The organism is Mycobacterium sp. 1245801.1 (assembly GCF_001673055.1).
Lineage (GTDB): Bacteria > Actinomycetota > Actinomycetes > Mycobacteriales > Mycobacteriaceae > Mycobacterium > Mycobacterium europaeum_A.
This window is the reverse complement of record NZ_LZKY01000034.1, coordinates 1-11,384: the sequence shown is the minus strand read 5'-3', so window position 1 is coordinate 11,384 and position 11,384 is coordinate 1. Positions and strand designations below refer to the sequence as shown.

Genomic DNA, 11,384 nt, shown 5'->3' with positions numbered 1-11,384 from the left:
ACGGTCGGTCGGCCCGGTGCCGCGGGCGGCTGCGTCCGCGGCACCTGCCGCACCTGGGCATCTCGGCCCGCTCGGCCGCGGTGTCGGCGATTGTTGTGCTGTGTGCGCTGGCCATCGCCGGCGCGGGACTGGACGCGATCCTGTACCGGTCGCTGCTGGCGGGCGTCGATTACGCCACCGCCGAACGGGTCCGCGATATCACCAAGGCGCTGCAGGCCGATTCGTTCGACGACCTCGACAACGCGCTGCTGCACACCGACCAGCGGGTGGTCGCGACCCAGTTGATCGGCCCGGACGGCACCGTGGTCAGGCGGTCCGGCTCGGCGCCGAAAACGCCGCTGGTCTCGCCGGATCAGTTCGACTTCAACCTGCGTCGCGGCCTGCCCGACGACGCGGTGGCCGGCGACGACATGCGGGTCAGCGGCCAGAAAGTCGCGACCCGATCAGGTGTCTACACGGTGCTGGTGGGCGGGGGCAGCGAGGCGGTCGAGGGGACCGCGCGGGCCCTGGCGATCCTGTTGGCCTGCAGCGCCTTGGTGATATCGCGGACCCGTTCGGCGGTGGCGTAATCGACGCCCGCCAGCAGCGACCGGTACAGGATCGCGTCCAGTCCCGCGCCGGCGATGGCCAGCGCACACAGCACAACAATCGCCGACACCGCGGCCGAGCGGGCCGAGATGCCCAGGTGCGGCAGGTGCCGCGGACGCAGCCGCCCGCGGCACCGGGCCGACCGGCCACCGAATGTGCGCACGCCCTTGATTCTGCAGGGCCGCGTGCTCGCAGAGAACACCAAGCTCAGCGCGCTCTCAGCGCCCTCTCAGCGCCGCCGTCCTAGGCTGACACCGTCATGCTTGGTACCGCCCGCTCTTCGCGTCGTCCCGACCGGGTGATCACCCGAGTGCTGGTCAGCGCGGCGATGCTGGTGGGCCCGGCCGTGCTGGTGGCGGCGCCGGCCGGCGCCGACCCCAGCCCATTCAGCACCCTGCACTCGAGCTGCAACGACACGGCCCCGGCGGGAAGGGACGCGCTGCTGCAGGGAATCCGGCGCGGCATCGCCGACTGGTCGACCGGCGCACCGCACACCTCGGCGCGCACCACGTGCGCCGCCCGGCCGACTCCGACACCCCGCTGATCGCTCAGCCGCTGTCGGCGCCCGACGGCACGGCCGGGGCGTCGCTGGCCCCGTTGGTGCGTGCCCCGTTGGTCGCGGACGCGTCCGAGGGCAGTTCGAAGGCCGCGGTCACCGAACCCACCGCCGCCATCGCGGCGCTGCGTTGCGCCTCCATGCGCGCCAGCGCCGTCTCGGTGAACACCGACAACCCCAGATCCGGGTTGTAGCCGTGGATTTCCTTGACGTCGAGCTGGGCCAGGAAGTACACGATCTCCTTGGACACCACCTGACCGGGGACCAGCACCGGGAAGCCCGGCGGGTAGGGCACCACGAACGTGGTCGACACCAGGGTCTTGCCCTCGGCCAGCCGTCGCCCGGCCATGCCGATCAGCACGTGTTCGCGGTCGGACTCCTCGTATCCGGCGTAGAACGCCGAACGCATGTCGCCGAATTTGCACTCGTCGACGGGCTTGAACGCCATGTCGAATTCGCTGAAGTCGGGCAGATGCGGCAGGTCTTCGGTGATCTCCTCGACGTGACGCTCTTGCAGCGCCCGGTCGGCAACGCTGGCCGCCTTCTGGATGCGATCGAAATCGATTGCCACCCTTCGCAACACGTCGAGCAGGTAGTGCACGCTCGACCAGGTGACGCCGATCGTGAAGATCAACAGCACGCTGTTGATCGACGTCTTGTTGATCTGGATGCCGAATCGCTCCATCAGGATCTTCTCGCGGAAGTCGTAACCGTTCATCCCGGTCGCGCCGACGAACAGGGTCACCCGGGTGGCGTCGAGCACGAACTGGTCCGAGCGCCACGCCTCGTTCCACTCGGCCAGCGCCCCCTGCCTGACCTCGCGGTAGGAGCTCACCGAGGACTTTCGGAATTCCTCTGGTACCAAATCGGATTCGTCGAGAATGCGGAACCACTTGCTGATCAACCGGTCCTTGCGCACCCGATGCCGGAAGACCAGCGCCATGTCGTAGACCTGCCGGACCAGTTGGAAGCCCTCGATGTCGACCTGTCGGCGCGCCAGATCCAGCGACGCCAGCAGTTGCTGGTTGGGTGACGTCGAGGTGTGGGTCAAAAACGCCTCACCGAACGAATCGCGGGTGAGCGCGTTGAAATCCTGGTCGCGCACGTGGATCATCGACGCCTGCCGAAGCGCCGACAGCGATTTGTGCGTGGAATGCGTGGCGTAGACGCGGACCCGCGCGGTTTCCGGGTCGGGCATCAGCTCCCGCTCGATCCATTCCGACCGGTCGACGCCGTCCATGGTCGCGGCCCATTTCCGGTATTCCTCAAGGTATTCCGGTGAGGCCAGCATCTGCTCGAGGCGCTCGGCGGACACCATCGCGGTCCGCTGCCGGGCCCAGGGCACCGCCGTGGCGAACGCGTACCACGCCTCGTCCCACAAAAAGCAGATGTCCGGCTTGATCGCCAGCACCTCCTGCATGACCTGCAGCGGGTTGTAGACGACGCCGTCGAAGGTGCAGTTGGTCAGCAGCAGCATGCGCACCCGGTGCAGCTGCCCGGCGGCTTCCAGGTCCAGCAGCGTCTGCTTGATGGTGCGCAGCGACACCGCGCCGTAGATCGCGAACTGCGGCAGCGGATAGGCATCCAGATACAGCGGGTAGGCGCCGGCCAGCACCAGCCCGTAGTGATGCGACTTGTGGCAGTTGCGGTCGATGAGCACGATGTCGCCGGGCCGGGTCAGCGACTGCACGACGATCTTGTTGGCCGTCGACGTGCCGTTGGTGACGAAGTAGGTGTGGTCGGCGTTCCACGTCTTGGCGGCCTTGTCCATCGCCTTTTTGATGTTGCCGTGCGGATCCAGCAGCGAGTCCAGCCCGCCGGAGGTGGTGGAGGTTTCGGCCATGAAGATGTTGCGGCCGTAGAACTCCCCCATGTCCTGCAGCGACCTGGAGTTGAAGATGCTGGCGCCGCGCGCGACCGGCAGGGCGTGGAATTGCCCGACCGGGGCGGCGGCATACGCCCGCAACGCGTCGAAAAACGGTGTGGCGTAACGGTTCCGCAGCCCGGCGAGCACCGTGCTGTGCAGGTCGGTGACGTCGTTGAGCCGGTAGAACGTGCGGTCGTAGACGTCGGGCTCGGTCCCGTCGCCGGCCGCGATCGACTCGTCGGTGAGCAGATACAGGTCGATGTGGGGCCGCAGCTCCCGGATCCACTCGCCGCACTCCACCCAGTAGTTGGCGCGGTCCGGGATGCCGTCTCCGGCGTCCTCGTTCGGGCCGAGCAGCGTGTTCATCAGCGGCAGCCGGTCACGGGACCGCAGCGGCAGGTCGTCGCGGATGATCGCGGCCTGGATCTCCCCGTTCAGCGCGACCGCGGTGATGGCGTCCTCGACGCTGGGCACCACCAGGATCTCGAACTGCACATCGTCGGACGGCGTGCGCAGCGCGCGCAGGCACTCGGCCAGGCTGTCCGGCGCGGTGCTCGGGGCGTCGTCGGCGAGCAGCACGGTGTAGAAGTGCTGCTGTTTGGCCTGGGCCACCAGTTCCTGGTCATCGAGCGGCGCCGACGTATCGAAAAGCCCTGCGCGGTCGCCATATTCACTGAGCAACCGCACGGCCAGCGACACCTCTTCGGTGAGCCGCACCGTGGACAGGCTTTCCAGATGGGCGCGGAAGATCGCCAGGTTCGCCGCCCCGGGGTACAGCCAGTACCGCTCGTAGGCGGCGATGCGGTCCATCAGCCGTTTGACCCGGGCCACGTCGTGGGTCTTGTCCAGCCCGGCGAGGTCCACCTCGGCCAGGTGACGGCAGGCGTCGTCGAGCAGGTTCCAGGTGTCGACCCGCGCGTAGGACGGGTTGGCCACGGCCGCCAGTGCCGACACCCGGAGTCGTCGCGGCTGGGTGCTGTATCGAATCATGACCTCACCTGTTCTTCGTTCGCCGCCGCTGACGTGCCGCTCGTATTGTCAACCCGCCGCGACATGCCCGTGGTCATTTCACCTCAGCTTGATCAGTGATCCGCCTCGTCGTCACTTTCCACCACACGGCGATTACCCCGCGTGCTGTCCACCCAACGCAACACCGGCAACTCCCAGCGGCGGGCGGGCAATTCGGTGACGTCGGACAGCGAGCGCACCACGCCCTGCGTCAGCCCCATGATCGCGGCCATCACCGGCAGCAGCGGCTGCAGCGGCTTGGCCGCCGAGCGCACCGTGCTGATGCGCCGGGCCACGATCACCCGTTCGACGCAGTGATACAGCCAGGCGCCCACCCCCAGCGCGTAGATGGAGAGCACCGAGGCGACGATGGTCAGGCGATAGGCGGCGCAGATCACGGCGCCCAGCACCACCGTCGCCGCCAGCACGGCCGCCACGAGCAGGCGCAGCTCCAACCGGGTCATGGCTGCGGGCCGGGGTCCTCCGGGGTTATGTCGGGACCCACCGCCCCTCGGACCGCCTCGGCGGCCGCCCGGATCTGCGGCGTCACCAGCATGATGTGGCCCAGCACCCCGTTGACGAAGCCCGGCGAGTCGTCGGTGGACAACTCCTTGGCCAGCTGGACGGCCTCGTCGACGGCGACCGGCTCGGGCACGTCGTCGGCGTACAGCAGCTCCCACACCGCGACCCGCAGGATCGCGCGGTCCACGGCCGGCAGCCGGTCCAGCGTCCAGCCCTGCAGGTGCGAGCTGATCAGGTCGTCGATGTGCGCGGCGTGCTCACCGACGCCCCGGGCCGCCGCGGCCGTATACGGCTGCAGGGGCGCGACTTCGGGGTTCGTTTCGGCGAGCCCGGTGCGGACGTCGACGACCTCCGCCGGGCTCAGTCCGCGGGCCTCGGCTTCGAACAACAGGTCGACGGCGCGTTTGCGGGCCTGGTGGCGTCCCCTCACGGGTCTACTCACGCGTTGATGCGCCCCAAGTAGCTGCCGTCGCGGGTGTCCACCTTCAGCTTATCGCCGGTGTTGATGAACAGCGGCACCTGGATCTCGGCGCCGGTCTCCACGGTGGCCGGCTTGGTGCCGGCGCTGGACCGGTCGCCCTGCAGCCCGGGCTCGGTGTGGGTGACCTCCATCTCGACCGACACCGGCAGCTCGAGGTACAGCGGTGACCCGTTGTGGAACGCCACCTGCACCGGCAGGCCCTCCAGCAGGAACCGGGCGGCGTCCCCGACCAGCGACTCGGGCAGCGGGTGCTGCTCGTAGTCCTGGCTGTCCATGAACACGAAGTCGCTGCCGTCGCGGTACAGATAGGTGGCGTCGCGCCGGTCGACGGTGGCGGTCTCCACCTTGACCCCGGCGTTGTACGTCTTGTCGACGACCTTGCCGGAGAGCACGTTCTTCAGCTTGGTCCGCACGAACGCCGGGCCCTTGCCGGGTTTGACGTGCTGGAACTCGACGATCTGCCACAGCTGGCCGTCGATCACCAGCACCAGTCCGTTCTTGAAATCGGCAGTGCTTGCCACGGTTCGGTATATCTCCTCGGGATGGACAGTCGTCTGCGGACTGTCTGCGACTTGTCGGCTAGTTTAGAGCGCCGCGGGGCCGGGCCTCGCGGGCCGGGGTCGCGCGGCCGACGGGCGAAACTCCGTCAGCGGCGCGCCGGTTCGCGGCCGGCCGCGGCGTGCTCGTCGGGCGACGGCAACGGCTTGATCATGGTCAGCAGCGGGAGGTGGACGGTAACCCCGCTGGCGAACGGCAGGTGGATCGCGAAGTAGACGATCTGCATTTCCAGCCGCGTCTCGCGAAGGGGCTGGGCGTACACGTCCCACCGGAAGTCCCGCAGGCGCGCCAAACCCCGTGCCACCCCGTTCACGTCCCCGACTGTACTCGCGGGGGCAAGCCCCCCGGCCGCGCGACGGCTACCCCAGGACGGCCAGCTCCTTGGGGAACTTGGTCAGCAATTCCGGTGACGTGCCGCCGGCCTCCGGCGGCACCACCAGGGTGTCCTCGATGCGCACCCCGCCGCGGCCGGGCAGGTAGACGCCGGGTTCCACGGTCACCACCGACTCGGCCAGCAACGTGCCGGTGGAGGTGGCGCCGATGCCCGGTGCCTCGTGGATCTGCAGGCCCACGCCGTGGCCCAGGCTGTGGCTGAACTGCTCGCCGTAACCGGCGTCGGCGATCACCCGACGGGCCGCGGCGTCCACCTCGCGCAGGTCGGCGCCGGCGTGCAGCGCCTCCCGGCCGGCCCGCTGCGAGTCGGCGACCAGCTGGTAGATCTCCAGCTGCCAGTCGGCGGCCTTGCCGAGCACGAAGGTGCGGGTCATGTCGGAGTGGTAGCCGCCGACCAGCGCGCCGAAGTCGATCTTCACGAAATCGCCGCTGGCCAGCACGGCATCGGTCGGGCGATGGTGCGGGATCGCCGAATTCGGCCCGGCGGCCACGATGGTCTCGAACGAGATCGCGTCGGCGCCGTGGTCGAGCATCAGGGCCTCCAGCTCGCGGCTCACCTCGCGTTCGGTCCGGCCCGGCCGCAGGCCGCCACGCGCCACCAGGTCGCTGAGCGCGGCGTCGGCCGCCTCGCAGGCCAGCCGCAGCAACGCGACCTCGCCGGCGTCCTTGACCTCGCGCAGCGCTTCGACCGTGCCGGCGGCCTTGACCAGCTCGGTGGCCGCCTTGCGGTCGTCGAGCTCACGGGTCAGGGCGTCGAACCCGTCGACGGTGACCACGTTGCTTTCGAAGCCCAGCTTCTGCGCGCCGGCCTCGGCGGCCTGCCCGACCAGGTAGCGCCCGAGGGCCCGTTCGATGGCGACCTCGAGGTCCGGCGCCTGCTCGGCGGCCTGCGTTCGGTAGCGCCCGTCGGTGGCCAGCACGGGGCCCCGACCGTTGGCGAACACCAGCAACGCGCCGTTGGATCCGGTGAAACCGGAAAGGTAACGGACGTTCACCAGGTCCGTGACCAGCAGCGCATCCAATCCGCTGGCCTCGAGTCGTGCTTTGAGCCTGTCTCGACGCTGTGAATGTGTCACAGGTCTTGACGGTACTCGCTACGCTTTTGGGCCATGAGTAACTGGATCCTGCGCGGATTGGTCTACGCCACGGCGATGGTCGTCGTCCGATTGTTCCAAGGTGCACTGATCAACGCGTGGCAGACGAACGCCGGGTTGTTCAGCGTGGTGCTGCTGGTGCTGTTCATCATCGGCGTGGCCGTGTGGGGCGTGCTCGACGGCCGGGCCGACGCCCGCGCCAACCCCGATCCGGACCGCCGCGGCGACCTGGCGATGACGTGGCTGCTGGCCGGCCTGCTGGCCGGTGTGCTCAGCGGCGCCGTGACCTGGCTGATCGCGCTCTTCTACAAGGGCCTGTACACCGGCGGGCTGCTCAACGAGCTCACCACCTTCGCCGCCTTCACCGCGCTGTGCGTCTTCCTGCCCGCCATCATCGGCGTGACCATCGGGCGCTGGCGGGTGGACCGCAATCCCCCGCCGCGGCGGCCGGGCGCCGACGACGAACGGGCCGACACCGACGTGTTCTCCGCGGTGCGCGGTGACGACGCCCCTACCGGCGAGATTCCCGCGCAGACGTCCAGCCACCAGACCGACGCGCGGACCGCGGCCGTCGCCACCGCCGAGCGCGAAGAGCCCACCGAATCGATCGGCAAAACCGAGCACGACCCCAAGACCGAAGTGATCCACCGCGGCGACGAGCACACCAAGCCGGGCACGGAGCACGGCAAGGGCTAGCTGTCGGCGCCGGGCTTTCCGGCCAGATAGCGCAGGGCGAGCAGATAGCCCTGTACCCCCAGCCCGACGATCACGCCGGTGGCGACCGGGCTCAGGTAGGAATGCCGCCGAAACTCCTCGCGGGCATGGACATTGGAGATGTGCACCTCGATCAGGGGTGCGCTCAGCTCGGCGCAGGCGTCGCGCAGGGCCACCGAGGTGTGGGTGAGCCCGCCGGCGTTGAGGATCACCGGTTCGCCCGCGTCGGCGGCCGAGTGGATCCAGTCCAGCAGCTCGGCTTCGTTATCGCTTTGCCGCACAACGGCTTTGAGGCCCAGGTCATCGGCCTCGCGCTCGATCAGCGCCGCCAGCTGATCGTGCGTCGTGTCGCCGTACACGTCGGGCTCGCGGCGCCCCAGCCGGCCCAAGTTCGGGCCGTTGATGACGTTCACAGTCGTGGTCACGAAGCCTCCTGCGCGAGTCCGGCATATGCCGCCGCCAACAGCGCCGGGTCGGGTCCGGCCAGCCGGCCCGGCTTGCCCAGCCCGTCGAGCACCACGAACCGCAGCACCCCGGCGCGCGACTTCTTATCTCCCGCCATGTATTCCAGCAGCTGCGGCAGCGCGTCGGCGTCGTAGCTGACCGGCAGGCCGAGCGCGGACAGGATGGTGCGGTGGCGCTGCGCGGTGGCGTCGTCGAGCCGGCCGGCCAGCCGGGCCAGCTCGGCGGCGAAGACGAGACCCACCGACACCGCGGCGCCGTGGCGCCACTGGTAGCGCTCCCGGCGCTCGATGGCGTGGCCCAATGTGTGCCCGTAGTTGAGGATTTCGCGCAGCTCCGACTCTTTCTCGTCGGCGGCCACCACCTCCGCCTTGACGGCGATCGCGCGGCGGATCAGTTCCGCCAGCACGTCACCCGACGGGTCGACGGCGGCCTGCGGATCGGCCTCGATGAGGTCGAGGATCACCGGATCGGCGATGAATCCCGCCTTGACGATTTCGGCCATCCCGGCCACAAGTTCGTTGGGCGGCAACGTCTGCAGCGTCGCGAGGTCGACCAGGACCGCGTGGGGCTGATGGAACGACCCGACCAGGTTCTTGCCCGCGTCGGTGTTGATCCCCGTCTTGCCGCCGACGGCCGCATCGACCATGCCGAGCAGCGTGGTGGGCACGTGCACGATGTCGACGCCGCGCAGCCAGGTGGCCGCCGCGAACCCGGCGACGTCGGTGGCCGCGCCGCCGCCGAGACTGACCAACGCGTCCTTGCGCCCGATCCCGATGCGGCCCAGCACTTCCCACAAGAAGCCCACGACCGGAAGGTCTTTGCCGTCTTCGGCGTCCGGGATTTCGATGCGGTGCGCGTCAACACCCTTGTCCGCCAACCGGCCTCGGATCACCTCGGCGGTCTCGGCCAGCACCGGCTGATGCACGATGGCCACCTTGTGCCGGTTGCAGAGGAGTTCGTCCAGCTCGCCCAGCAGGCCGGTACCGATGATCACCGGGTACGGCGGGTCGACGGCCACCTCGATGGTGACGGGCTCACCCGAGCGGGTCATGTCGCGGCCCCCGCGGGAGCCTGCAACCGCGAGACGATGTAGCGCACCACCGCGCCGGGGTTGCGCCGGTTGGTGTCGACGCGGATGGTCGCGGCCCGCCGGTACAGCGGGCTGCGCTCGGCCAGCAGCGCGCGGTACTTGTCGGCGCGATCGGGCCCGGCCAGCAGCGGACGCACGGCGTTGCCGCCGGTGCGCCGCACGCCTTCGGTGGCGCTGATCTCCAGGTAGATGACGGTGTGACCGGCCAGCGCCGCCCGCACCCCCGGGGTGGTGACGGCGCCGCCCCCCAGGGACACCACGCCGTCGTGATCGGCCAGCGCGGCGCGCACCACTTCCTCCTCGATGCGGCGGAATTCCGGCTCGCCGTCGGTGGCGAAGATGTCGGCGATGCGCCGCCCGGTCCGCTGCTCGATGGCCACATCGGTGTCCAGGAAGTCGACCCCGAGGGCCTTGGCCAGCCGCCGGCCGATGGTGGACTTGCCCGATCCCGGCAGACCGATCAGAACAGCCCTGGGCGCCATTACGCGGTACCCCGGGCGGCCGGCGACTCCCGCTCGGCGACCGCCCGCCGGTAGGACTCGACGTTGCGGCGGGTTTCGGCCAGCGAGTCGCCGCCGAACTTCTGCAGCGCCGCGCGGGCCAGCACCAGCGCCACCATGGCCTCGACCACCACGCCGGCGGCCGGCACCGCGCAGACGTCCGAGCGCTGGTGGATCGCGACGGCCTCGTCGCCGGTCGCCATGTCGACGGTGGCCAACGCCCGCGGCACCGTGGATATGGGCTTCATCGCGGCGCGCACCCGCAGGGGCTGGCCGTTGGTCATGCCGCCCTCCAGGCCGCCCGCCCGGTTGGTCGAGCGGACCACCCCGTCGGGGCCCGGATACATCTCGTCGTGGGCGCGGCTGCCGCGGCGGCGCGCCGTCTCGAAGCCGTCGCCGATCTCGACGCCCTTGATCGCCTGGATGCCCATCACGGCGGCGGCGAGCTGGCTGTCGAGGCGGTTGTCGCCGCTGGTGAACGAGCCCAGCCCGATGGGCAGGCCCAGGACCACCACCTCGACCACCCCGCCGAGCGTGTCGCCGTCCTTCTTGGCGGCCTCGATCTCGGCGATCATCGCCTCCTCGGCCGCCTTATCGAAGGCGCGCACCGGGCTGGCGTCGATCGCGGGCAGGTCGCCCGGGCCGGGCGGCGGGCCCTGGTAGGGCGCCGACGGGCCGATCGCGATGACGTGCGAGAGCACCTCGACGCCCAGCGCCTGGCGCAGGAACGCGCGGGCGATGGTGGCCGCCGCGACGCGGGCCGCCGTCTCGCGGGCGCTGGCCCGTTCCAGCACCGGCCGGGCGTCGTCGAAGCCGTACTTGAGCATGCCCGCGTAGTCGGCGTGGCCGGGCCGCGGCCGGGTGAGCGGCGCGTTGCGCGCGCTGTCGGCCAGCTCGCTCGGGTCGACCGGGTCGGCGGCCATCACGGTCTCCCACTTCGGCCATTCGGTATTGCCGATCTCGACGGCGATGGGCCCGCCGAGGGTGACACCGTGACGCACCCCGGACAGCACGCTCACCGCGTCCCGCTCGAACGCCATCCGGGCGCCGCGGCCGTAACCGAGGCGGCGGCGGGCCAGCTGTTCGGAAATGTCGAGGGAGGTGATCTCCACACCGGCGACCATGCCTTCGAGCACGGCCACCAGCGCGCGGCCGTGCGACTCCCCAGCAGTGATCCAACGCAACACGGGTCCCATTGTCCCACGGGCGCCTGCGCTGACTTAAATCCGCGCGCTGCGTTAGAAGAAGCTGCTCTGCGGCAGCTCCGCGCCGTTGACCGCGACATCGCCGAGCACCCGCGCCTTATAGACCGTCGGGTTGTGCGAGAACAGGGTCCGCAGGTTGCGCCAGTGCCGATCCAGCAGCGCCGACGCCTGCACGGCCGACGCGCCGCCGGCGTCGAAGACGCGGGAGGCGGCCCGCAGGGCGGGTTCTTGGATCGCGACCTTGACGCGCGCCGCGGCGATTGACGACCTGGTTTCCAGCTCGGGATCGATCCCGGTGTTGCGCGCCGCCTGCAACGCGGGAGCGAGTTCGGCCGCGGCGCTG

The 11,384-nt window shown here is 70.0% G+C and carries 12 protein-coding genes and 2 pseudogenes; 3 read left to right on the top strand and 11 right to left on the bottom strand.

What is annotated here, in order from left to right:
• Positions 1-29: 29 nt before the first annotated feature.
• Together A5622_RS02180 and A5622_RS02175 are read left to right on the top strand one after the other, a co-directional pair.
• Positions 30-542 (top strand): annotated as a pseudogene (locus A5622_RS02180) (two-component sensor histidine kinase); the annotation flags it as partial.
• 305 nt (positions 543-847) lie between these two features.
• Positions 848-1,132 (top strand): hypothetical protein, encoded by a 285-nt coding sequence (locus A5622_RS02175; protein WP_232002822.1) that lies wholly within the window; start codon positions 848-850, stop codon positions 1,130-1,132.
• Positions 1,133-1,136: 4 nt separating this feature from the next.
• Here the strand turns inward: A5622_RS02175 and A5622_RS02170 are convergent, their stop codons facing one another.
• From A5622_RS02170 to A5622_RS02145, 6 genes are all read right to left on the bottom strand, one after another.
• Complete coding sequence (locus A5622_RS02170) at positions 1,137-4,001, bottom strand: aminotransferase class I/II-fold pyridoxal phosphate-dependent enzyme (protein WP_066876382.1); 2,865 nt, start codon at positions 3,999-4,001, stop codon at positions 1,137-1,139.
• Positions 4,002-4,093: 92 nt separating this feature from the next.
• Positions 4,094-4,483, bottom strand: a complete 390-nt coding sequence (locus tag A5622_RS02165) for an antitermination protein NusB (protein ID WP_066863453.1) — start codon at positions 4,481-4,483, stop codon at positions 4,094-4,096.
• Positions 4,480-4,983 carry a transcription antitermination factor NusB gene (gene nusB, locus A5622_RS02160; RefSeq protein ID WP_066876380.1) on the bottom strand — a complete coding sequence of 168 codons (504 nt, stop codon included), beginning with the start codon at positions 4,981-4,983 and terminating at the stop codon, positions 4,480-4,482. Before nusB ends, A5622_RS02165 begins: the two co-directional genes overlap by 4 nt.
• Positions 4,980-5,543 carry an elongation factor P gene (efp, locus tag A5622_RS02155; protein WP_066863465.1) on the bottom strand — a complete coding sequence of 188 codons (564 nt, stop codon included), beginning with the start codon at positions 5,541-5,543 and terminating at the stop codon, positions 4,980-4,982. Before efp ends, nusB begins: the two co-directional genes overlap by 4 nt.
• 125 nt (positions 5,544-5,668) lie before the next feature.
• The gene (locus A5622_RS02150) at positions 5,669-5,893 is read right to left on the bottom strand and encodes a hypothetical protein (RefSeq protein ID WP_066876378.1); all 225 of its coding nucleotides are present in this window, start codon (positions 5,891-5,893) and stop codon (positions 5,669-5,671) included.
• A gap of 46 nt (positions 5,894-5,939) precedes the next feature.
• Entirely contained in the window at positions 5,940-7,049 is a 1,110-nt protein-coding gene (locus A5622_RS02145) for a Xaa-Pro peptidase family protein (RefSeq protein WP_066876377.1), read from the bottom strand.
• 33 nt (positions 7,050-7,082) lie between these two features.
• On the opposite strand from A5622_RS02145, the gene A5622_RS02140 reads away from it, so the two are divergent.
• Positions 7,083-7,763 (top strand): B-4DMT family transporter, encoded by a 681-nt coding sequence (locus tag A5622_RS02140; protein ID WP_066876375.1) that lies wholly within the window; start codon positions 7,083-7,085, stop codon positions 7,761-7,763.
• Here A5622_RS02140 and aroQ read toward each other — a convergent pair.
• From aroQ to A5622_RS02115, 5 genes and pseudogenes are all read right to left on the bottom strand, one after another.
• Positions 7,760-8,206: a type II 3-dehydroquinate dehydratase gene (gene aroQ / locus A5622_RS02135; RefSeq protein WP_066863476.1), complete on the bottom strand. Its 447-nt coding sequence runs from the start codon at positions 8,204-8,206 to the stop codon at positions 7,760-7,762. The genes A5622_RS02140 and aroQ overlap by 4 nt on opposite strands.
• A complete protein-coding gene (gene aroB, locus A5622_RS02130) occupies positions 8,203-9,297 on the bottom strand; it encodes a 3-dehydroquinate synthase (protein ID WP_066863478.1) in 1,095 nt (364 codons plus the stop codon). Before aroB ends, aroQ begins: the two co-directional genes overlap by 4 nt.
• Positions 9,294-9,818 carry a shikimate kinase gene (locus A5622_RS02125; RefSeq protein ID WP_066863481.1) on the bottom strand — a complete coding sequence of 175 codons (525 nt, stop codon included), beginning with the start codon at positions 9,816-9,818 and terminating at the stop codon, positions 9,294-9,296. Before A5622_RS02125 ends, aroB begins: the two co-directional genes overlap by 4 nt.
• Entirely contained in the window at positions 9,818-11,023 is a 1,206-nt protein-coding gene (gene aroC, locus A5622_RS02120) for a chorismate synthase (protein ID WP_066863568.1), read from the bottom strand. The genes A5622_RS02125 and aroC overlap by 1 nt, the downstream gene beginning before the upstream one ends.
• A gap of 51 nt (positions 11,024-11,074) precedes the next feature.
• Positions 11,075-11,384 (bottom strand): annotated as a pseudogene (locus A5622_RS02115) (acyl-CoA dehydrogenase); the annotation flags it as partial.

Bases quoted from the DNA above. Each gene is read 5' to 3' on its own strand.
- A5622_RS02175 (WP_232002822.1), top strand. From the start codon at position 848: ATGCTTGGTACCGCCCGCTCTTCGCGTCGTCCCGACCGGGTGATCACC.
- A5622_RS02165 (WP_066863453.1), bottom strand. From the start codon at position 4,483: ATGACCCGGTTGGAGCTGCGCCTGCTCGTGGCGGCCGTGCTGGCGGCG.
- A5622_RS02170 (WP_066876382.1), bottom strand. From the start codon at position 4,001: ATGATTCGATACAGCACCCAGCCGCGACGACTCCGGGTGTCGGCACTG.
- aroB (WP_066863478.1), bottom strand. From the start codon at position 9,297: ATGACCCGCTCGGGTGAGCCCGTCACCATCGAGGTGGCCGTCGACCCG.
- A5622_RS02125 (WP_066863481.1), bottom strand. From the start codon at position 9,818: ATGGCGCCCAGGGCTGTTCTGATCGGTCTGCCGGGATCGGGCAAGTCC.
- A5622_RS02140 (WP_066876375.1), top strand. From the start codon at position 7,083: ATGAGTAACTGGATCCTGCGCGGATTGGTCTACGCCACGGCGATGGTC.